Origin of the sequence: Curtobacterium sp. MCPF17_051 (genome assembly GCF_003234595.1) — a bacterium.
In the GTDB taxonomy this organism is placed as follows: Bacteria; Actinomycetota; Actinomycetes; order Actinomycetales; family Microbacteriaceae; genus Curtobacterium; species Curtobacterium flaccumfaciens.
Genome location: NZ_QKSE01000007.1, coordinates 25,924 through 45,503, shown reverse-complemented (window position 1 = coordinate 45,503; position 19,580 = coordinate 25,924). Strand labels below are relative to the sequence as shown.

Here is a 19,580-nt window from a genome sequence, read left to right as displayed (position 1 = left end):
GTTGCCACATGGCACGGACCCGGCGACAGCCCAGCGAACGCATCCTCATCGCGGGCGGTGCCGAGGACCTCGTCGAGATCCACCGCCAGCTCGAGGAACTCCCCGAGAACGCGTACGGGCAGGTCTTCGTCGAGGTCGCCCTCGACGAGCAGATCCGCATCCTGCCGGCCCCGCCGCGCGTCACCGTGACCTGGCTGGTCCGGAGCGCCCGCAGCTCGGCCGTCGCCCCGCTGGTCTTCGCGGACCACGGCGAAGCCCTCGCCCACGCCCTGACCGGGTGGGCCGCCGAGTGGTGCGTGACGGGCTGCGAGCCCCGCACCTCGGTGTGGATCGGGTGTGCGGACAGCCCGTGGATCGAGCGCGCACGGTCCATGGTGCAGCTCGGACTCACCGACGCCGGCCAGCAGATCCAGGTCGAGTACGGCGGGTAAGGGCAGCCTGCTCTTCCTTGCGGCATGCAAAAGAGGCGGGCATGGTTGTGACCATCGGCAGCACCGCGTCGGTCCGGACAGGGCCAGGCACGCGGGTGTAGCCACGACGGAGGAGGAAACGACATGACCACGCAGAGCAGCACCACCACCCCCAGCACCACGTCCCCGTTCTCGACCACGCCGGAGCTCGCAGCCGGGGTCGCCCAGTTCCTCGCCCCCGTCGTCATCGACCTCGAGGCGCTCGTCGTCAACGGCAAGCAGGCCCACTGGCACGTCCGTGGCCGCAACTTCGTCGGCGTGCACGAACTCCTCGACGAGATCGTCGAGCACGCGCAGGACTACGCGGACAAGGCTGCGGAGCGCATCGTCGCCCTCGGCCTGCCGGTCGACTCGCGCATCGCGACCGTCGCCGCGAACACCACCCTGCCGCCGCTGTCGCAGGGCTTCCAGAACTCGGACGTCACCATCACCGAGGTGATCGCCCAGATCGACGCCGCGCTGCTGCAGGTCCGCCGTGCGGTCGACGGCCTCGACGAGGTCGACCTCAACAGCCAGGACGTCGCGATCGAGATCGAGCGTGCGCTGACCAAGGACCGCTGGTTCCTGCAGGCGCACCTCGCCGCCTGAGTCGCGACCACACCTCTGGCGGGAGGCCCGGTGCCAGCTGGCACCGGGCCTCCCGTCCGTCTGTGGTCGCGTCTCGGGCCCGCACCTCACGCGGACGGCATGACCAGCCCACTCTCGTAGGCCAGCACGACGGCGTGCACCCGGTCCCGCAGCTGCAGTTTCGCCAGGACGCGGCCGACGTGGGTCTTCACGGTCTGCTCCGCGATGAACAGCTCCGCCGCGATCTCCCCGTTCGACCGCCCCCGCGCCATCAGCAGGAACACGTCACGCTCCCGGTCGGTCAGCACGTCGAGCACCTCGGTCCGCGGGGCCGCCGGTTGCGGGCCGGCGACGAAGGCCTCGACGAGGTGCCGGGTCACCCTCGGTGCGAGCAGGGAGTCGCCGGCTGCGACGGTCCGGACGGCCTGCACGAGCTCCTCGGCGCTCGCGTCCTTGAGCAGGAACCCGCTCGCCCCGGCACGCAGCGCGTCGAACACGTAGTCGTCGATGTCGAACGTCGTGAGCATCACCACGCGGACGGGCGACTCCGCGGGTGCCGCGGTGATCCGCCGGGTCGCCTCGATCCCGTCGAGCTCCGGCATCCGGACGTCCATCAGGATCACGTCCGGCCGGAGCCGGATCGCCATCACGACCGCTTCGGCACCGTTCGCGGCCTCGCCGACGACCTCGACGTCGTCCTGGGCCTGGAGGATCGCCCGCAGTCCGACACGGAACATCTGCTGGTCGTCCACCACCATCACCCGCGTCATCGGCTTGCCCCGTCGGCCGTCGGCTGCGACGTGGTCGCGGCGGGCTGGGTGGGCAGACGCACGGCGACGCGGAAGCCTCCGTCCGGGTCCGGCCCGTGATCGATCGTGCCGCGGAGCGCGGCGACGCGCTCGCGCATCCCCGCCAGGCCGAAGCCGCCGTCGTCCGGCGGCGCACCGGGCACGCTGCCGACCGGTGGCGCGGTGTTGGCGACCTCGACCGTGAGGGCCGAGCCGTGCCTCCCGACCGTCACGACGGTGGGCGCACCGGGCGCGTGCCGGGCCACGTTGCCGAGCGCCTCCTGCACGACCCGGTACACGGTGAGCTGTGCGAGCCGGTCGACGTCGTCGACGATCCCCTGGTCGAGTCGGAGGTCGACGGGGATGCCGGCCGCCCGGGTGGCGTTCGCCAGCGCGGGCAGGTCGGCGAGCCGCGGCTGCGGTGCGCGCTCGGCGTCGGCGTCGCCACGCAGGGTGCCGAGGAGCTGCCGCATCTCCCGCAGGGCCGTGCGCGAGGTCTCGGCGATGGCCGCGAACTCGGTGCGGGCCTCCGGCGGCAGGTCCGCGACGCGGTACGGGGCGGACTCGGCCTGCATGTGCACGACGGACATGCTGTGGGCGACGACGTCGTGGAGCTCACGGGCGATCCGGGAGCGCTCCTCGACGCTCCGCCGTCGGGCCTGCTCGAGCTCGGTGTCGCGGCGGGCGGCGGCGAGCTCCTCGCGCACGGTCCGGCGCTGCCCGATGACGACCGCCGCGGCAGCCACGACGAGGGTGTCGCCGGCACTCACCACGAAGCTCGTCGCCCAGACGTCGACCTGCCCCCACCGGTCGGGCGTCACGCCGATGAGCAGCAGGGTGAGCAGCGTCGCCGCGACCCAGACCACCGCGGTGAGCCGCCAGGTGGTGCGGACGCCCAGCACGACGAGCAGCGCGCTCAGGCCGATGATGCTCGTGACCGAGACCGGCCAGGGCCCGACGGTGCCGGGTGCCGTCAGGATCCCGAGGCCGGCGAGGGCGGCGAGGTGCGCGACCGACGCCGTGCGGGGGACGAGCGGTGCGAGGCCGACGCTCGCCGACAACACGGCGGTCACGAGCATCGCGAGCGGCACAGGGACGCCGTAGAACACCGCGGTCACGGGTGCCGCGACGGCGAACAGGGACACCACGACGAGGACGAAGCCGATCTGCACGGCAGGCCGGACCCAGGTGGGGCGGGGCTTCGGGACGACGGTCACGGGCGGGCGATCTCTCCGGTTCGGGCGAGGCAGGGTGCGGGGGCGGTGGCGGGCGCGGCATCGGTGCGTTCGGGCGCGGCGTCGGCTCGTGCGGTGTCGGGTGTGGCTGCGGCGCGGGCCTCGCGGGCGTCACGCCTGCGGCTGATGGTACCGAGCACCCGGTCGACCGCGATCCCGAGCCCGGCGGCGACCACCATCGACACCAGGGCCGCGACGATCGGTTCGTGCAGCACGCTCGACGCGGCGAGGGCGATGCCGATCGACACCGCCGACCACGCCAGCCCCGCGATCGCGCTGATCGCGAGGAACCGGCGGTAGGGCAGGCCGGTCGCGCCGGCCGTGGTGTTGACGGCGACACGACCGACCGGGATGAAGCGCCCGGTCAGGATGAGGCTGGCGGACCGGCGCTGCATCTGCCGCTCCGCGAACGCGAAGGCCGCCGCGATCCGTGGTCGCTTCGACCGGGTCAGCCGGGCGAACCCGATCCGGCGCCCGATCCAGTACGCGATCGAGTCGCCGGCGATCGCTCCGAGGGCGGCGACGACGAGCACCACGGCGAGGACGGGCTGTCCGGACGTCGCGGCGATGGCGGCGATCGCGACCAGGGCGGACTCGCTCGGCACCGGCGGGAAGAAGCCGTCCACCAGGCACAGGGCGAAGAGGACGACGTAGACGAGCGGACTCGCGGCCAGCTCGACGACGAGCGGGGTGATCTGGTCGAACACGGGGTGCTCCCTCCCGCCGACGGAACTCGTCGACGGGGACGACGCTACGGAGCCGGCGCGCGGCTGCCATCCCGCGGCGGTCTCGACCACCCCCTACCGCGGTATGACGTTCCCGTCCGCGAACACCACGTCAGGTGCGTCCACCCGGCGGTCGACGACGGTGGTCGGGGCCTCCAGGTGCACGGCTCCCGAGGGCATGATGCCCGCACCGCCGAAGCGTTCCATCACCCGCCACTGCGCGACGACGTCCTCGCCGGCGTGCTCGGGTGGCAGGGTGTCCCAGAACCGGAAGCCCCCGACCTCCTCGAGCGCACGACGGTCGTACAGCGCGCAGGCACCGACCCACGCGACGCGGTAGGGCACCCACTCGCCGGGGTGCAGGTCGAGGTCGGCGGCGACGTGCGTCGGGTTCGCGGCGTTGTGCAGCGACCAGCGGTCGAAGCCGGGGGTCCCGCGGCGCACCACCTCGGGCACGACGGGGCCGTCCCACCGCTCGAACACCGAGGTCTCGTGCGGACGGCGGTCCTGCAGGTAGGACAACCCCTGCACGGCGCTGCCGACGAACCCGCAGCCCAGGGTGCGCAGCGCGTCGAGCATCCGCGCGATCGACCCCGGCTCGAGCCAGACGTCGTCGTCGAGGAACAGCGCCGCGGCTGCCTCGGCGTGGTCGAGCAGGAACTGCCGGTGCTCTGCAAGGCCACGCCGTTCCGGGTGGGTGAGGAGCGTGACGGGCCGGCCCTGCGCCTCCAGGACGCGCAGCATCGCGGCGACCGCCGGGGCGCTGGCGGCGTCCCCGTCCGCGGACTGGTCGCTCAGCACGACGCGCAGGTCGACGTCGGTCTGGGCGGCGAGCCCGGCCAGCGTCGTGGCGAGCTCGGCCGGCCTGCCGACGGTCGGGATGAGCACGTCGACGTCGACCGTGCCCGTGTCCGCTGAATCGGGGGCCTTCGCCCAGGACCCGGACCAGCGGGCGGTCACGGTGCCGGGTCCGGTTCGGACCGCGCAGCGGCTTCGCGGATCCGGCGCACGACGGCGCTGGTGGAGTGCTCGGGCACGTAGTCGACCATGACGACCTCGCCGCCGTAGCCGCGTACGACCTCGGTCTCGGTCAGCATCTCGGGGGAGTAGTCGCCGCCCTTGACGTAGACCTCGGGGCGCAGCCGTTCGATGAGCGGGATGGGGGTGTCCGTCGCGAACACCGTGACCAGGTCGACGCAGGCCAACGCGGCGAGCACGCCGGCGCGGTCCTCGGCCGGGTTGATCGGCCGCTCCGGGCCCTTCAGCCGGCGCACCGAGTCGTCGTCGTTCAGGGCGACGACGAGCAGGTCGCCCAGGTCACGGGCCTGCCGCAGGTAGGTGGTGTGTCCGCGGTGCACGACGTCGAAGCAGCCGTTCGTGAAGACGACGCGGCGGCCGGCCTGCCGTGCGGCCTCGACCGCGGTGGCGAGCTCGTCGTGGTCGACGACGGTCGCCGCCGGAGCGGTCACCGAGTCGAGCAGGGCCGCGGCGGTGCAGACGGACGTGCCGGCCTCGCGGACGACGACGTCGGCAGCGGCCTGGGCGACGGCGACGGCGTCGCGCAGGGGGGCCTGCACGGCGAGGGCGACGGTCGCGGCGGCGCAGAAGGTGTCTCCGGCGCCGGAGGCCTGCTGCTCCGAGGCGGGCGTCGCACGCGTGCGGAACCCCTGGTCGGACCCCGGCTCGAGCAGCACGGTGCCGTCACGGTCGAGCGTGACCACAGCGGCACGGGCACCGCTGCGGGCGAGGACGTCGGCACGGGCTGCGACGACGGTGCCGACGCGGTCGGCGCCGGTACCGAGCTCCGTGCCGAGCAGGGCCGCGGTCTCACCGGCGTTCGGCGTGACGAGGTCGGGGTGCAGCGCGGCCCAGCGGGTCAGGTCGTGCGCGTCGACCACGACGGCGCCGGGACGGTCACGGTCGAGCATCGGCACGACGTCCTCTGCCTGGACACCCAGGCCGTAGTCGCACACGACGGCGGCGTCGGCGCACCGGATGGCGCGGGCCACCGAGCGGGCGAGGCGTTCGCCGTGCTCGGCGGTCGGGGTCGCGGCCAGCTCGTCGACCCGGACCACGACGCGGTCACCGCCGACCACGCGCGACTTCGTCGTGGTGCGGGCCCCGGGGATCTCGACCAGGAACGACGTGTCGACGCCGGCTGCCTCGAGCCGCTGGCGCAGGACGTCACCGGCCTCGTCGTCACCGATGAGCCCCACCATGCGGACCCGGGCGCCGAGGGCGCGGGCGTTCACGGCCGTGTTCGCCGCGCCGCCCGGCACCGCGATGGTCTCGGTGACGCGGACGACGGGGGCCGGGGCCTCGCGGGAGACCCGCTCGGCCTCGCCGACGGTCCAGCGGTCGAGGATGCAGTCGCCGATGACGACGACGAGGGGTTCGCGGTCGTCGATCGTGGCGACGAGGTCACGGACCAGCCGGACGTCGGCGGTCATCGGGAGCCTCCCACGGTGTCAGCGCTGCCGGCGGTGGCGCCGGCGGCGGCTGCGGGGCCGGTGCCATCGCGTTCCGGCTCCACGGTGCGCCGCGGCGGGGCTGCCTCGAGGTGCACCACCGTCGTCGTCGTCATCTCGTCGAGCAGGTGCGGGCCGTACCCGAACCCGGCACCCGAGGCACCGCGGGGCTGGGCACTGCCGCCAGGAGCGCCACCGAACACGGCGTTCACCTTGACGGTGCCGACGGGCAGCTCGGCCGCGGCACGGAGCGCGTGCGCGGTGTCGTTCGTCAGCACGGTGGCGGCGAGGCCGTAGCGGTCGGCCGCGGCGAGCCGGAGGCCCTCCGCGAAGTCCGACACGACGCGCACCGGGGCGATCGGGCCGAAGGTCTCCTCGGTCAGCACGAGCATCTCGTCCGTGCAGTCGGTCAGGACGGTCGCCGGGTAGAACGAGCCGAGACCGCCGGGCGTGACGCCACCGGTCCGGGCGGAGGCACCGCGGGCGATCGCGTCGTCCACGTGGCTCTGCACGAGCTCGCGCAGCCGGTCGTCCACGAGCGGCCCGAACTCGGCCGCGGGTGCGGCCGTGCGGCGCTCCGCCTCGGCGACGAGCGCGGCGACGAAGGGCTCGGCGACGTCCTGGTGGACGTACACCCGCTCGACACTGGTGCAGATCTGGCCGGTGTTCGCGAAGGCACCGAGGGCGACCTGTGCGGCGGCCCACTCCGGGTCGACGTCCGCGTCGACGACGACCGGGTCGTTGCCGCCGTTCTCGCGGATGACGTGGGCGCGGGTGGTCGCGGCCACCTCGCTCAGGCGGTCACCGGTCGCGGTCGAGCCGACGTGCGCGTAGACGTCGATGCCCTCCTGCGCCAGGAGCTGCTCGCCGGTGGTCGCGTCGCCGTCGACGCCGATGAGCACGCCGTCCGGCAGGACCTCGGCGAGGAGCGCGTTGAGTCGGGAGAACGTCGCCGGGCACCGTTCGCTGCCCTTGTGCACGACGGTGTTGCCCGTGACGATCGCTGCGCCGAGGATCCCGCAGGCCACGGCGACCGGGTCGTTCCACGGCGTCAGGGCGAGCACCACGCCACGCGGGTGCGGCACCGACCAGTCGGCGGCACCGAACTGCCCGCGCAGGGCCTCACCCCGGTGCACCGGCCCAAGCTCGGCGTACTGCACGAGCGTGCCGATGCCGGCCTCGACCCCACCGAGTGCGTCGCCGGGCACCTTGCCGGTCTCGCGGGTGTTCAGGTCCGCCAGCTCCTGCGCGTGCGCACGGAGGTGCTCGGCCGCGGCGTGCAGCAGTGCACCGCGCTCGGCCGGTGCGGTCCGGGCCCAGGCGCCGGCAGCGGCACGGGCGCGGGCGACGGCGTTGCGGACGTCGTCCTCGGTCGAGCGGCGCACGGTGGACGCGATCGATCCGTTCACGGGGTCGGTCACCACGAGGTCGTCGGCGGCGGGGGGTGCGATCGTCATGGGGTCCTTCCGGAGGCGGGCGGGGCCTCACACGGTGCTCGTGCTCCGCTGTGTGCGGTCACGGCATCGCGCTTCTCGTCCATCCGGGGGCGCTGCTGGGCGTCCGGACGGGTCCGACCGGTAGACGTGGAGCTGTGCAACAGATCGGTGTGGGCGGAGAACGGTTCGACGGTGTCAGCGAGATCGCGGTGCTCCGCGGCGGGGGACTGGGCGACCTGATGTTCGCCCTCCCGGCGGTCGAGGCCCTGGCCGCCGCGTACCCCGGAGCGAGGATCACGCTGCTCGGGGCACCGTCGGCCCGGCCGGTGCTCGAGGGTCGCACCGAGGCCGTCCACGCCTTCGAGGAGCTCCCCGTCGTGCCCGGCGTCCGGGACTCCGGCGACGGCGCACCGACCGAGCAGGACTTCTTCGACCGGCTGCACGGGCGCTTCGACCTCGCGGTGCAGGTGCACGGCGGCGGTCGCAACTCGAACCCGTTCCTGCTCCGGCTCGGCGCCCGCCACACCGTGGGCACCGCCACCGAGGACGCCGAGGTCCTGGAGCGCTGGGTCCGTTACGTCTACTACCAGCACGAGGTCGTCCGGGCGCTCGAGGTGGCCTCGCTGGCCGGCGCCGAACCGGTCACCCTCGACCCCCGACTGCACGTCTCCGAGGCCGCGCGTGCCGCGGTCCGGCAGCGCCTCGGGGTCCGAGGACGACTCGTCGCGATCCACCCCGGCGCCACCGACCCGCGTCGCCGCTGGAGCCCCTCGCGCTTCGCCGAGGTCGCCCGTGCCCGGCTCGCCGCCGGTGACGACGTGGTGCTCGTGGGTGACGATTCCGACGTCCCGGCGTCATCCGCCATCGTCGCGTCGCTGCCGCAGGAGCTGCAGGAGCGCGTCCACGACCTCACCGCGTCACTGCCCCTGCGTGAACTCCCCGACGTCCTCGCCGCGGCCGACGTCATGGTCGGCGACGACTCCGGTCCACGGCACCTCGCCGTCGCCGTCGGCACCCCGACCGTCGGGGTATTCTGGTTCGGCAACGTGATCAACGCCGGGCCCTTCGACCGCGGTCGGCACCGGGTGCACCTGTCCTTCGTGACGCAGTGCCCGGTCTGCGGCGCGGACGTCACCCAGGTCGGCTGGACCGCCGAACGGTGCGAGCACGACCCGTCCTACGTCGACCAGGTCGAGCCCGAGGCCGTCCTCGCCGACGTCGAGGACCTGCTCCGCACGGTCCGACGCGACGCGCGCCGCGCCGTGGACGCGACCGGCTGACGGACGGGAGGCGCGGTGCCGGCCCGGCACGCGCCTCCAGGCCGCCCGTGCAGCGCCACGAGCGCCCGGTGCGAGGTTCCACACTCCGTGCGACGCTTCGGCCCCCGCACGGAGTGCGGAAGCTCGCACCAGAGCACAGCGCGCGCCACGCACGGCACACGCTGACGGACGGGAGGCGCGGTGCCAGCCGGCACCGCGCCTCCCGTCCGTCAGCGGCGAGCGGCTACGGCCAGCTCGGCTCCGTCGCCGGCATGATCGAGAGCTCACGGATCTCGCAGCCGGCCGGCTGCGAGAGCGCGAAGATGATCGAGTTCGCGACGTACTCCGGCTCGATGAGCTGCGCGTCCGGGCCGGGCTTGTACTGCTCGGTCCGGTCGGCGAAGAAGTTCGTCCGCATCCCGGCGGGGATGATGTTGGTCACGCCGATGCGACCGGCGGTCTCGGCGGCCAGCGCCTGCGAGAACCCGCGGACGCCGAACTTCGACGCCGAGTACGCGGTGCCGTCGCCGACGCCGCGCAGGGCGAGCGACGAGGAGATCGTGACGACGCGGCCGTGCGTGGCCTCGAGGGCGGGCAGGGCGGCGCGCACGGTCGAGGCGGTGCCGATCAGGTTGACGCCGACGATCTGCTCCCACTTGCCGGACGAGATCGCGTCGATCGGGGCGGGGGTGTCGATGCCCGCGGCGGTGACGACGGCGTCGAGGCCACCGTGTCGCTCGGCGGCGTCACGGACCGCCTGCTCGACGGCGTCGGTGTCCGAGACGTCCACGGCGACGGCGTCGACGCCCTCGGGGACGGCGTCGATCCGCAGGTCGAGGACGATCGGGGTGCCGCCGGCCTCGGCGACGGCGGCCACGACGGCGGCGCCGAGTCCGGAGGCGCCGCCGGTGACGAGGACGCGGCCGATGGGGGTGGTGGGGACGGGCATGGATGTCCTTTGCGTAGTGGTGCGGGAAGTGGTCGAGCCGGTGTGGAACGGCGGGCGGACGCTCAGCCGACGCGTTCGATCGCGGCGGCGAGCCGGGTGGTCGAGCGGCCCGGGTGGAACGGCACGGTGACGACGCGGCCACCCCACTCGGCGAGGGTCGCCGTCTCGGGCAGTTCGCTCGCGGTGTAGTCGCCGCCCTTCGCCCAGACGTCCGGGCGGAAGCGGCGAAGGGCCTCGTCGGGGGTGGACTCGTCGAACACCACGACGGCGTCGACGCAGTCGAGTGCCAGGAGCAGCTCGACCCGGTCGTCCTGGGTCATGATGGGCCGGTCGGGGCCCTTCAGTGCGCGGACCGACGAGTCCGAGTTGAGGCACACGACCAGGCAGTCGCCGAGTGCACGGGCGGCCGACAGGGTGCGGGCGTGTCCGGCGTGCAGCAGGTCGAAGCAGCCTCCGGTCGCGACGACGGTGCCGCCGGCGCTGCGGACGTCGTGCACCAGGCGCATGGCGTCCCGGTCGGCCCCGGGGACGGCCAGCGGCGCGGGGCCGTCGTCGGCGAAGAGCGCGGTGACGCCACCGGCGGCCAGGTACTCGGACGCCGCGACCACGCCGGCGGAGACGGCATCGGGGACGTCCGCCCCGGATGCCAGGGCGACGGCGACGCCCGCGGCGAGCCGGTCGCCGGCACCGCAGGGGTCCCCGGCGCTGACGGACGGAGCGGGCACGAAGCGGCTGTCGCCCTGGGCGTCGGCGAGCAGCGCGCCGCGGTCACCCATCGTCACGGCGACGGCACCGGCCTGCCACTGTTCGACGAGACGGGCGGCGGCGACGGTGGCGAAGGGCACACCGTGTCCCTCGACGTCGGTGAAGCGTCGTGCTTCGGCCGCGTTCGGGGTGGCGACGGTGGTGCCGGGGACGGGGGCGGCGCCCTTGGGGTGCGGGTCCCACACCACCGGCAGGTGCTCGGCCGCACGGGTGAGGGCGTCACGGAGTGCCGGGGCAGCGGCGACCCCGCGGCCGTAGTCGGCGACGACGATCGCGTCGACGCCGTCGAATGCGGCGGTCATCGCGTCGGTGGCTCCGGGCACGGGCGGGGTCGCGCAGCCCTCGTCGATCCGGACGAGGGCGTGGTCGACGACGCGCACGCGGGTCTTCACGGGGGTGGGGACTCCGGATGGCCCGGCGACGATCGTGACGTCGGGGAGCAGGTCGCGGACCTCCTGGGCACGGCCGTCGTCGCTCAGGACGGTGACCAGGGTGACGTCGTGGCCGTCGCGGGCGAGCATCGTCGCGACGAGTCCGGCACCACCGGCTCGGCGGTCGTCGGTCGCGACGTCCACCACGGGGACGGGGGCGTCCGGGCTCAGGCGCTCGCTCGTGCCGGACACGTCGACGTCGAGCAGGGTGTCCCCGACGACGGCGATGCGGAAGCGCGGGGCGGCGGCGCGGCCGCCGGCAGCGCCGGAACGCTGAGCGGCGTCAGCAGCCCCGCTCATCGACGGCCCCCGCGACGCAGCGTCGGCTCCATCGCCTTGCACAGCGCGTGCACCAGGACGAGCTGCGCCTCCTGCACGTTGGCGGACGGCCCCTCGATGCAGATCGCGTCGTCGACCAGGTCGGCGAGCGGGTTCGGCCGGGACCCGGTCAGGGCGAGGGAACGGGCACCCACGGCACGAGCGGCCTCGGCGGCCCGCAGCAGGTTCGGGCTCTTGCCGCTCGTCGACAGCAGGACGAGGACGTCGCCGGCCCGGGCGTGGGCCGACACCTGCCGTGCGAACACCTGGTCGTAGCCGTAGTCGTTCCCGATCGCGGTGACGGCCGAGGTCTCGGCGTGCAGCGAGATGGCCGAGTACGCCGGTCGGTCGCCCTCGAAGCGGCCGGTGAGCTCGGACGTCAGGTGCTGCGCCTCGGCGGCCGAGCCGCCGTTGCCCGCGGCGAGCAGCCGACGCCCGGCGACGAGCCGGCCGGCGATGTCGTCCGCCCACTCGGCGATGTGGTCCCTGTGGTCGACGAGGGAGGCGATCACGGGGACCGACGCCGCGACGTGGTCGACGACGACGCGGGCACTGTCGGTGACGGCGCGGTCCTCGAGCCCGGTCTGCTGGTCGATGGTCATCGTGCGGTCCTCTCCGTCGACTGCGCGGCGCGGGTGACCCGGCCGGCGTGGGTGGTGCGCGAGCGGCCGACGGCGGGCCCGGTGGTGCTGGCGGACGACGTCGCGCCGGCGAGCAGGCGCTCGTAGACGCGCTCGCTGTCGGCCGCGACCTTCTGCCACGTGTAGCGGGACTCGGCGCGCTGTCGACCGGCACGGCCGTACGCCTCGCGGCGCTCCGGGTCGTCGAGCAGTGCGCCGACGGCCTCGGCGACCGCGGTCTCGTCGCGCGGCGGCACGTGCAGGCCGGTGGCGTCCTCGACGACGGTGTCGATGAGCCCGCCGACGCTCGACGCGACCACCGGGCGACCGCAGGCCATCGCCTCGAGCGGCACGATGCCGAACGGCTCGTACCAGGGGGCGCAGACGACGACGTCGGCGCTGCGGTAGACGGCGGGCATGTCCTGCTGCCCGAGCTGCCCGCGGAACGTCACGTGGTCGCGCACGCCGAGTGACCGGGCGAGGGCGTCGAGGCGCTGGTACTCGGGGTCGTCCACCAGGTCGGCACCGGCGACACCGGCACCGCCCACGACGACGAGCTCGACGTCCCGGCCCTGTTCGACGAGCGCGGCGAGTGCGGCGATCGTCGTCCCGACGCCCTTCCGCTGCACGAGTCGTGAGGCGGTGAGCACCCGGAGCGGACGGTCGCGCTGTTCGACGGGGCCGTCCGGACGGAAGAGCGACACGTCGACCCCGCACGGCACCACGGAGATGCGGTGCAGCGGGACGCCGAGGGCCTTGAGCTCGAACGCCTCGTCCGAGCACGTCGCGACGACCTGGTCGACGCTCCGGCCGACGGCGGGTTCGACCCACTCGCGCTCGGCCGGGCTGGTGTCCGCGGCACCCTGGTGCCGACGCTTCACGACACCCAGGGCGTGGAAGGTCTGCACCACCGGGATCCGCATCCCACCGGTCCGGGCCTGCACCTGCGTCACCGCGTCGAGGGCGGCGTGACCCGACATCCAGAAGTGCGCGTGCACCACGTCGGGACGGTCGAGGAACCACTCGGCGGCGAGCACCGACGCGAACGTCCCCATGAACGGGAACAGCTCGTCCTTCGGCACCGTACGCGCGGGACCGGCGTCGACGTGCACGACGTCGACCCCGGGACGCAGGGGCACACGGACCGGCTGCGACGCGTCGTCGCGCCGCGTGTAGACGGTCACGTGGTGGCCGCGGTCGGCCAGAGCACCGGACAGTTCGGCGACGTGGACGTTCTGCCCACCGGCGTCGACCCCGCCGAGCACGGCGAGCGGGCTCGCGTGCTCGGACACCATGGCGATCTTCATCGCAGGCTCCCTTCGAGCGCGGCTCCCGCCGCACGGTTCCGTCGCGCACCGCGCGCGACGGCGTCGCCGAGCAGGTCGTCCCAGTCGGCCAGGAACCGACCGAGCGCGTGCCGTGCGAGCACGGCCTCCCGCGCCACGAGCCCCCGTCGACGCGCCTCGTCCGGGTCCTCCAGCAGCAGCCTGGAGGCCCGCACCAGCTCCTCGACGTCCGTCGCGATGGCCCCGGCCTCATCCGGCACCGTGCGGGCCGCGTCCGTCGTCGCGAGCACCAGGACCGGCATGGCCATGTGCATCGACTCGATGAGCGACAGGCCGAGCGAGGTCCAGCGGTTCGGGTGCACGTAGGCCCGCCGTTCGGCGAGCGCAGCGTGCATGGGATCGGCCTTGACGTCGCCCAGCGCGACCACGCGGTCGCCGAAGCCGAGCTCCGGCAGTCGTTCGGAGCCGATGCCCCAGACGTCGACCGGGGCGACCTCGGCGAAGCGGGGGAGCAGGTCGGTGCCGACGACACGGTTGCGCCGGACGGGTTCGTTGATGACGACGCCGAGACGTTCGAGCGCACCGGTGTACAGCGGGCCGGGGTCGACGACGCCGTGCTCGACGACGGTGGTCCGGGTGGTGCCGCAGTCCCACATCAGGGCGTTCCAGTGCGTCACGTGCGCGATCGTCAGGTCGTCGCGGTCGCGCATCGGGTGCAGGCTGTTCGGCACGTCGACCCGGGGGGCGTTGTGCTCCACGAAGACGATCGGTACGTCTCGGCCACCGAGCAGACGGCGGGCTTCCTCGAGCTCCTCGGTGCGCTGCAGGACCACCACGTCGACCTCGGCCTCGGCGACGTCGGCCGGGTCGATCTCGATCGCGGAGTCCGGCCAGTCGCGCCCGCCGCGGCCGAGTCCCCAGGCGTCACGGGCCGGGGTGGTCGGGATGAGGTACTCGTGGGGGCCGCGGACGAAGGCGTCCATCCAGCCGCCGTGCACGTGCCACACGAGGATCCGCATGCAGGGCCTTCCGGTCGGTGTCGATGGGGTCGCTCCCCGCCGCTGCCGGAGCAGCAGGAGAAGGAGCAGGAGAAGCAGTGGCGCACGCTACGCAGCGCCTTCTGAGCCGCCCCGCAGACTTCTCCGATCAGTCCGCGAAACGCGGTGGACGAGCCGTTCGTGGGCCTCCAGGACGTCCGCGATGCGCACTCCGGACAGGCACGGGTGGCCGGGGACCGGGCACTCGCGAGCGCGGCTGAGACGGCACGGTGCGGTTTGGTCGCCGAGCAGTTCGACGAGCGGGGCGTACGGCGCCCACTTCACGGCGGGGACGACGGGCGAGAACAGACTCACGATGGGCGCTCCGACGGCGGCGGCGAGGTGGGCCGGACCGGTGTTCCCGACGACGACGACCTCGGCGCCGGCGAGGACGGCCGCGAGTTCGGCGGGGCTGGTGCGGCCGCCGAGGTCGATGCCGGTGTCGCCCGCCACGGCGGCGGTCAGAGCGCGTTCGCCGGGGGAGCCGGTGACGACGACGGGGACGCCGCGCTCGGCGTAGGCGGCGACCAGCGCGCGGTGGTGGGACTCCGGCCACGACCGCGCCGGGACGCTGGCTCCGGGGTGGACGACGACGTAGCGGTCGAGGCCGGCCACGGGCGGGGGCAGGACGGCGTCGTGACGCACCGCGAGCCTCCCGTCGTCGTCCGGCGGCAGCCGGAACCCGGCCGCCTCGGCGATCCGCAGCGCGCGCTCGGGCTCGGGGAGGTCCTCGGGCAGGTCCTCGCCGGGGCGCAGCCGCACGTCGAGCAGGGACCCGGGGTGGTCGACCGAGGCCCCGGAGACCCGGGGGACCCCGGCCAGGCGCAGGAGCAGCGCGAGGGGCAGGGGCGACTGGTGGAAGGACGTCAGGACGACGGCCTCGTCGGGCTGTTCCTCGGCGACCAGCGCGCGGAACTCGGCGAGCAGGGCGTCGTCGATCGGACGCGCGGTCTCGGTGACCCACGGTGCCGCCCACACCCGCACCCGGTCGATGCCGGGGAGCAGGTCGGCGGCCGGCGCTCCCTGCGGTCCGCACAGCATCGTCACGTGCGCGGCCCCGGCGGCCACCGCGCGCACCGCGGGGCCGGCGACCAGGACGTCGCCGAAGGAGTCGAGCCGGGCGACGAGGACGCGCGGACCGGCGCTCACGCCCGGTCCGCCACGGTGCCGACGTGCTCGAGCACCAGGGTGACGGCCTCGTCCAGGTCCGCGGCGACGGTGTCGGCCTCGTCGACCTCCTCGCGGCGGGTGCGCGGGGTGGGCACGAGGATCCCCTGCGCTCCGGCGTTCCGGGCGGCCTGCACGTCGGCGCCGATGTCACCGACGACGACGATCGACTCCGGCGGGATGCCGAGCCGCTCGGCGGCGTCGAGGACCATCCCGGGCCGGGGCTTCCGGCAGGCGCAGTCGTCACCGGCGTCGTGTGGGCAGACGCACCACACGTCGAACGGGCCGACGAGCTCGTCGACCCGGGCGTTGGTGGCGTCGACCTGTTCGCGCGTGGCCATGCCCTTCGCGATCACCGACTGGTTCGTGACGACGCCGAGCTGCAACCCCGCGGCACGTGCCCGTTCGACGGCGCGGCGGGCACCGGGGACGGGGACGACCAGGTGCGGATCGGCGTTGTACGGGACGTCCACCACGAGGGTGTCGTCGCGGTCGAGGAGCAGGCCGCGGATGACGCGGTCCGGTGCGAGGGCCATGCTCCGTGACTACCGGTCAGCGGCCGGGGACCACCCCAGGAAGAGCCGCGGAGCGCGGTCCCGGCAGGACCGTCAGCGTGTCGGGTCTACCGTCGCGGCGGTGACCGCCCTCGAGAACCTGCCCGACTCCGACGGACGCCCGGAACTGCTCGTCCTCCGGGCCATCAAGCTCGGCGACCTGCTCGTCGCCGTCCCCGCACTGCACGCGCTCCGCCGTGCGTTCCCCGACCACCGCATCACCCTGGCCACCACGGCGTGGCTGGCGCCGGTCGTCGAACTCGTGCCGGCGGTGGACGTCCACCTGGCCCAGCACGGTCTCGACCACCCGATCGCGGTGCCGCACGGTGCCGTGGACGTCGCCGTCAACCTGCACGGAGCCGGCCCGGAGTCATCGGACCTCGTCGCCGCGCTCGCCCCGCGTCGGGTCATCGGGCACGCCGACCCGACCCACGACTACGAGGGCCCGGAGTGGCCGGACGACGTGCACGAGCGCGACCGCTGGGCGGACCTGCTCACGTGGCACGGCATCCCCGCGGACGCGACCGAGGTCCACATCGACCGCCCCGCCGATCCGCCGGTGGTCGCCGACGCGGCCGTCGTGCACGTGGGTGCCTTCCACGGTGCGCGGCACTGGCCGACGGACCGCTTCGCCGACGTGGTGCGCGGGCTCCGGGCGCGCGGTGCCGACGTGGTCCTGACAGGAGGCTCGGACGACGTCGTGCGCGCCCGTGCCGTCGCCGAAGCAGCCGGCCTGGCGCCGGAGGCGGTCCTGGCCGGCACCCTGGACCTGCAGGCCTTCGCCGCGGTGATCGCCGCGGCGCGGCTGGTCGTCACGGTCGACACCGGCGCCGCGCACCTGGCGACCGCCTACGGGGTGCCGTCGGTCGTGCTGTTCGGCCCGGCGCCGCCCGAGGCGTGGGGGCCCCCGGCGACCGGCCCGCACATCGTGCTCACCGACGCCTCGGTCCGTCGCGGCGACGTCTTCGCCGAGGACCCGGACCCGGCGATCCTGGCCGTGACCGCGGACGACGTGCTCGGCGCGGTGGACCGGCTCCGGGTGACCGCTCAGGCGGCCGGGCGGTAGCGTCGAGCGAGAGCCACCCGGACCTGCCGGACGCTCGGAGGGAGTCCTTCGTGTTCGAAGCCGCGAACATCCGTGACTGGATCGGTCTGCCGGTCGTCGACGAGGCCGACGACAAGGTCGGCACGCTCGAGAGCATCTACTACGACACCGCCACGTCCGAGCCGGCGTTCGGCGCCCTGACCACCGGCGTGGTCGGGTTCCAGAAGCTCGTCTTCGTCCCGCTGTTCGGCGCCACCGTCGCTCCGAAGCACCTGCGTGTGACGTTCCCGAAGAAGCTCGTCAAGGACGCTCCGTCGATCTCGACCGACGGCGAGCTCGACGCCGCGACCGAGCCGGAGCTGTTCCAGCACTACGGGCTGGAGTACCGCACCGGCAGCGGTGGCGAACGCCGACTCGGACGCCGCTGAGCCCGTCCCGCCCCACCGACCGACCCGATCCGACCGACCGATCCGCCGCACCCGCCCGGAGGCCGCAACTGCTCCGCACCGCCCGTACGACGCTGCTCGCCGCCCTGGCGGCGGTCGCCGTCGTCGGGCTGGTGGTGGCCGGTGTCGCGGCGCCGGGGCCGGTGGACTCCGCGTCGGCCGCGCCGATGTGGCCCGCCCCGCAGCCCTACCCGGTGCCGGACGCCCCGACCGAGCCGCTCGCCGACCTCCCGCCGGGCAGCGAGTACGTCGCCCTCGGTGACTCGTACTCCGCCGGCTACGGCCTGGGCGACCGGACCCGGCTGCCCACGAGCGCGTGCGTGCAGTCGGCCCGCGACTACCCGCACCGGCTCGCGGCACGGTTCGGCCTCGACCTGACCGACGTCACATGTGCGGGCGCCACCAGCGAGGACGTCACGACCGGACACCAGTTCAAGGGCGTCCCCCCGCAGATCGAGTCGCTGTCGTCGCGCACCCGGCTCGTGACCCTGACGATCGGCGGCAACGACGCGGACCTGTTCGGCACGGCCGCGTCGTGCCTGGCGATCTCGGCCGACGGCCCGGTGTTCTCCGGACGTGACGCGCCGTCGTGCGAGAGCACGCTCGTGCAGGACGGTGAGGACCAGCTCAGCGTGAAGATCCAGTCGCGGGTCGCGCTCGGGATCGCCGACACCCTCGCAGCGGTGCAACGGGCCGCGCCGAACGCCGTCGTCGTGTTCCTCGGGTACCCGGCGATCTTCCCGGACACCGAGCACACCCCGGCGAAGGGCTGCTTCCGCTCGGCGCTCGACCTCGGCACGCTCGCGGGGTCGTTCCCCTCGGACACCTTCCCCTTCTCCGACGACGACGTGGCGTACCTGCACGGCGTGCAGGAGGAGCTCGACGCCGTGTCCGCATCCGCCGCAGGCGCCGCCGGGGTCCGGTTCGTCGACGTCCTCGAACGCACCGAGGCCCACTCGGCCTGCGCCCCGCGGGACGAGCGCTACGTCGCCGGCGTCAGCCTGACCGGCTCGAGCGACCTGCGACGCATCGACCTGAAGGCCGGCGCCCTCCACCCGAACGGCCGCGGTGTCGCGTACCTCACCGACCAGATGGCCGACGCGATCCGGGAACTCGCCGGCTGACCCGTCCGGACCCCGCGCTGTCCGTGTGGGCCGCCGGTGGGACGACGCAGACCGGTGCCGCCGTCTCACGGACGACGTCGTGGAGCAGTGCGCCGGACAGCACCCGCACGTGCCCCCGTCCGAGCACCACGAGCGACGCTCGCCGGGTGCGCGATGCGATGGCGTGCCCCGGGTGTCCCTCCACGAGCAGCGGACGGATCCGCACCGACGGGAACCGCGCGGTCAGGTCCTCGGTGACGCGCTGCAGCAGTTCGGCGTTCCGGGTGCGCCACCGCAGGGGGTCCTCGGCGAAGTCGGTGAGCCCGGTCCGGGTCAGCACCGGCATCTCCCACGCCCGGAGCAGCGTCAGTCGTCGGTGCAGCCGGACCGCCTCGGCGACGGCGATCGAGACGGCCCGTTCGTCGATCGGTTCCTCGACGGCCAGCACCACGTCGCCGTCGATCGGGTGCGGGCCCTCGGGGACGATCACGGTCGGCACGGCCGCGCGGACCGCGACGCGCGCCGGGTCGCCGCCGGCGGTCGAACCCCGTCGGCTCCGGAACGTCCCGATCACCAGGAGGTCACCGCCGTCGGACTCCTCGACCAGGGCACTGGCGAACGGCCCGGCGTGCCGGTGCACCTCGACGGTGGCTCCGGGCAGGGCGGCGCGAGCGGCATCGGCCAGGCGGTCGGCGACCGGTCCGGGTCCCTCGATCGCCGGGTCGGCTCCGATGATCCGGATCCGCTCGATCCCGCTGTCCGCGCGGGCGGCGATCCACCGCAGCGCCTCGTCGTGCGGCATCGCGGCGTCCGCGGCCAGCGTCACCGTCGTCCATCGTTCGTCCATCCCGATCGGCCTCCTCCATCGCAGGTCCTCCGGGGGCGTCACACGGCGCTCCGTGCGCCAAACG

At 74.3% G+C, this 19,580-nt stretch carries 20 protein-coding genes; 6 read left to right on the top strand and 14 right to left on the bottom strand.

The genetic code is table 11. The annotated features are described in order from the left end of the window. Nucleotides 1-8 precede the first annotated feature (8 nt). Both DEJ35_RS06810 and DEJ35_RS06805 read left to right on the top strand, forming a co-directional pair. Nucleotides 9-431 (top strand): SIP domain-containing protein, encoded by a 423-nt coding sequence (locus DEJ35_RS06810; protein WP_111192375.1) that lies wholly within the window; start codon nucleotides 9-11, stop codon nucleotides 429-431. 123 nt (nucleotides 432-554) lie between these two features. Then, nucleotides 555-1,058 carry a Dps family protein gene (locus DEJ35_RS06805; RefSeq protein WP_071244661.1) on the top strand — a complete coding sequence of 168 codons (504 nt, stop codon included), beginning with the start codon at nucleotides 555-557 and terminating at the stop codon, nucleotides 1,056-1,058. Nucleotides 1,059-1,144: 86 nt separating this feature from the next. Here DEJ35_RS06805 and DEJ35_RS06800 read toward each other — a convergent pair whose 3' ends face one another. From DEJ35_RS06800 to DEJ35_RS06775, 6 genes are all read right to left on the bottom strand, one after another. Further along, complete coding sequence (locus DEJ35_RS06800) at nucleotides 1,145-1,807, bottom strand: response regulator transcription factor (RefSeq protein WP_111192373.1); 663 nt, start codon at nucleotides 1,805-1,807, stop codon at nucleotides 1,145-1,147. Further along, entirely contained in the window at nucleotides 1,804-3,042 is a 1,239-nt protein-coding gene (locus DEJ35_RS06795; protein WP_111192371.1) for a sensor histidine kinase, read from the bottom strand. Before DEJ35_RS06795 ends, DEJ35_RS06800 begins: the two co-directional genes overlap by 4 nt. Beyond that, a complete protein-coding gene (locus DEJ35_RS06790) occupies nucleotides 3,039-3,767 on the bottom strand; it encodes a DedA family protein (protein ID WP_111192458.1) in 729 nt (242 codons plus the stop codon). The genes DEJ35_RS06795 and DEJ35_RS06790 overlap by 4 nt, the downstream gene beginning before the upstream one ends. Before the next feature lie 93 nt (nucleotides 3,768-3,860). Further along, on the bottom strand, nucleotides 3,861-4,745 hold the full coding sequence (locus DEJ35_RS06785; RefSeq protein WP_111192369.1) for a glycosyltransferase family 2 protein: 885 nt from the start codon (nucleotides 4,743-4,745) through the stop codon (nucleotides 3,861-3,863). Then, nucleotides 4,742-6,235 carry a D-glycero-beta-D-manno-heptose 1-phosphate adenylyltransferase gene (rfaE2, locus tag DEJ35_RS06780; protein WP_110859961.1) on the bottom strand — a complete coding sequence of 498 codons (1,494 nt, stop codon included), beginning with the start codon at nucleotides 6,233-6,235 and terminating at the stop codon, nucleotides 4,742-4,744. The genes DEJ35_RS06785 and rfaE2 overlap by 4 nt, the downstream gene beginning before the upstream one ends. Further along, nucleotides 6,232-7,710 carry an aldehyde dehydrogenase gene (locus DEJ35_RS06775; protein WP_110859963.1) on the bottom strand — a complete coding sequence of 493 codons (1,479 nt, stop codon included), beginning with the start codon at nucleotides 7,708-7,710 and terminating at the stop codon, nucleotides 6,232-6,234. Before DEJ35_RS06775 ends, rfaE2 begins: the two co-directional genes overlap by 4 nt. A 134-nt stretch (nucleotides 7,711-7,844) precedes the next feature. Between DEJ35_RS06775 and DEJ35_RS06770 the strand changes: the two genes are divergently transcribed. Then, nucleotides 7,845-8,969, top strand: coding sequence for a glycosyltransferase family 9 protein (locus tag DEJ35_RS06770; RefSeq protein ID WP_110859965.1), 1,125 nt, complete (start codon nucleotides 7,845-7,847; stop codon nucleotides 8,967-8,969). Between the two features lie 223 nt (nucleotides 8,970-9,192). Here the strand turns inward: DEJ35_RS06770 and DEJ35_RS06765 are convergent, their stop codons facing one another. The 7 genes from DEJ35_RS06765 to DEJ35_RS06735 all read right to left on the bottom strand — a co-directional run bounded on the left by DEJ35_RS06765 (nucleotide 9,193) and on the right by DEJ35_RS06735 (nucleotide 16,057). Next, entirely contained in the window at nucleotides 9,193-9,897 is a 705-nt protein-coding gene (locus DEJ35_RS06765; protein ID WP_110859967.1) for an SDR family oxidoreductase, read from the bottom strand. 62 nt (nucleotides 9,898-9,959) lie between these two features. Then, nucleotides 9,960-11,393 (bottom strand): PfkB family carbohydrate kinase, encoded by a 1,434-nt coding sequence (locus DEJ35_RS06760; protein ID WP_258378442.1) that lies wholly within the window; start codon nucleotides 11,391-11,393, stop codon nucleotides 9,960-9,962. Next, the gene (locus DEJ35_RS06755; RefSeq protein ID WP_110859969.1) at nucleotides 11,390-12,013 is read right to left on the bottom strand and encodes an SIS domain-containing protein; all 624 of its coding nucleotides are present in this window, start codon (nucleotides 12,011-12,013) and stop codon (nucleotides 11,390-11,392) included. Before DEJ35_RS06755 ends, DEJ35_RS06760 begins: the two co-directional genes overlap by 4 nt. Next, nucleotides 12,010-13,338, bottom strand: coding sequence for a glycosyltransferase (locus DEJ35_RS06750; RefSeq protein WP_111192367.1), 1,329 nt, complete (start codon nucleotides 13,336-13,338; stop codon nucleotides 12,010-12,012). Before DEJ35_RS06750 ends, DEJ35_RS06755 begins: the two co-directional genes overlap by 4 nt. Next, entirely contained in the window at nucleotides 13,335-14,336 is a 1,002-nt protein-coding gene (locus tag DEJ35_RS06745) for a glycosyltransferase (protein WP_110859974.1), read from the bottom strand. The genes DEJ35_RS06750 and DEJ35_RS06745 overlap by 4 nt, the downstream gene beginning before the upstream one ends. A gap of 87 nt (nucleotides 14,337-14,423) precedes the next feature. Next, nucleotides 14,424-15,503, bottom strand: a complete 1,080-nt coding sequence (locus DEJ35_RS06740; protein ID WP_111192365.1) for a glycosyltransferase family 9 protein — start codon at nucleotides 15,501-15,503, stop codon at nucleotides 14,424-14,426. Beyond that, the gene (locus DEJ35_RS06735; protein ID WP_111192363.1) at nucleotides 15,500-16,057 is read right to left on the bottom strand and encodes an HAD-IIIA family hydrolase; all 558 of its coding nucleotides are present in this window, start codon (nucleotides 16,055-16,057) and stop codon (nucleotides 15,500-15,502) included. The genes DEJ35_RS06740 and DEJ35_RS06735 overlap by 4 nt, the downstream gene beginning before the upstream one ends. A 100-nt stretch (nucleotides 16,058-16,157) precedes the next feature. Here DEJ35_RS06735 and DEJ35_RS06730 point away from each other — a divergent pair, with 100 nt between their 5' ends. The 3 genes from DEJ35_RS06730 to DEJ35_RS06720 all read left to right on the top strand — a co-directional run bounded on the left by DEJ35_RS06730 (nucleotide 16,158) and on the right by DEJ35_RS06720 (nucleotide 18,690). Continuing rightward, the gene (locus DEJ35_RS06730) at nucleotides 16,158-17,141 is read left to right on the top strand and encodes a glycosyltransferase family 9 protein (protein WP_111192361.1); all 984 of its coding nucleotides are present in this window, start codon (nucleotides 16,158-16,160) and stop codon (nucleotides 17,139-17,141) included. A gap of 50 nt (nucleotides 17,142-17,191) precedes the next feature. After that, nucleotides 17,192-17,548 (top strand): PRC-barrel domain-containing protein, encoded by a 357-nt coding sequence (locus DEJ35_RS06725; protein WP_110859982.1) that lies wholly within the window; start codon nucleotides 17,192-17,194, stop codon nucleotides 17,546-17,548. A 161-nt stretch (nucleotides 17,549-17,709) separates the two neighbouring features. Then, nucleotides 17,710-18,690 (top strand): SGNH/GDSL hydrolase family protein, encoded by a 981-nt coding sequence (locus tag DEJ35_RS06720; RefSeq protein WP_146244763.1) that lies wholly within the window; start codon nucleotides 17,710-17,712, stop codon nucleotides 18,688-18,690. Here the strand turns inward: DEJ35_RS06720 and DEJ35_RS06715 are convergent. Continuing rightward, nucleotides 18,647-19,516, bottom strand: coding sequence for a universal stress protein (locus DEJ35_RS06715; RefSeq protein WP_111192357.1), 870 nt, complete (start codon nucleotides 19,514-19,516; stop codon nucleotides 18,647-18,649). The two genes, DEJ35_RS06720 and DEJ35_RS06715, sit on opposite strands and share 44 nt — an antisense overlap. Between the last annotated feature and the right edge of the window lie 64 nt (nucleotides 19,517-19,580).

What these genes read in the sequence shown, in the direction of transcription:
- rfaE2 (WP_110859961.1), bottom strand. Translation starts at nt 6,235, where the DNA reads ATGACCGCCGACGTCCGGCTGGTCCGTGACCTCGTCGCCACGATCGAC.
- DEJ35_RS06805 (WP_071244661.1), top strand. Translation starts at nt 555, where the DNA reads ATGACCACGCAGAGCAGCACCACCACCCCCAGCACCACGTCCCCGTTC.
- DEJ35_RS06745 (WP_110859974.1), bottom strand. Translation starts at nt 14,336, where the DNA reads ATGCGGATCCTCGTGTGGCACGTGCACGGCGGCTGGATGGACGCCTTC.
- DEJ35_RS06715 (WP_111192357.1), bottom strand. Translation starts at nt 19,516, where the DNA reads ATGGACGAACGATGGACGACGGTGACGCTGGCCGCGGACGCCGCGATG.
- DEJ35_RS06735 (WP_111192363.1), bottom strand. Translation starts at nt 16,057, where the DNA reads ATGGCCCTCGCACCGGACCGCGTCATCCGCGGCCTGCTCCTCGACCGC.
- DEJ35_RS06810 (WP_111192375.1), top strand. Translation starts at nt 9, where the DNA reads ATGGCACGGACCCGGCGACAGCCCAGCGAACGCATCCTCATCGCGGGC.
- DEJ35_RS06775 (WP_110859963.1), bottom strand. Translation starts at nt 7,710, where the DNA reads ATGACGATCGCACCCCCCGCCGCCGACGACCTCGTGGTGACCGACCCC.
- DEJ35_RS06750 (WP_111192367.1), bottom strand. Translation starts at nt 13,338, where the DNA reads ATGAAGATCGCCATGGTGTCCGAGCACGCGAGCCCGCTCGCCGTGCTC.
- DEJ35_RS06800 (WP_111192373.1), bottom strand. Translation starts at nt 1,807, where the DNA reads ATGACGCGGGTGATGGTGGTGGACGACCAGCAGATGTTCCGTGTCGGA.
- DEJ35_RS06755 (WP_110859969.1), bottom strand. Translation starts at nt 12,013, where the DNA reads ATGACCATCGACCAGCAGACCGGGCTCGAGGACCGCGCCGTCACCGAC.
- DEJ35_RS06760 (WP_258378442.1), bottom strand. Translation starts at nt 11,393, where the DNA reads ATGAGCGGGGCTGCTGACGCCGCTCAGCGTTCCGGCGCTGCCGGCGGC.
- DEJ35_RS06765 (WP_110859967.1), bottom strand. Translation starts at nt 9,897, where the DNA reads ATGCCCGTCCCCACCACCCCCATCGGCCGCGTCCTCGTCACCGGCGGC.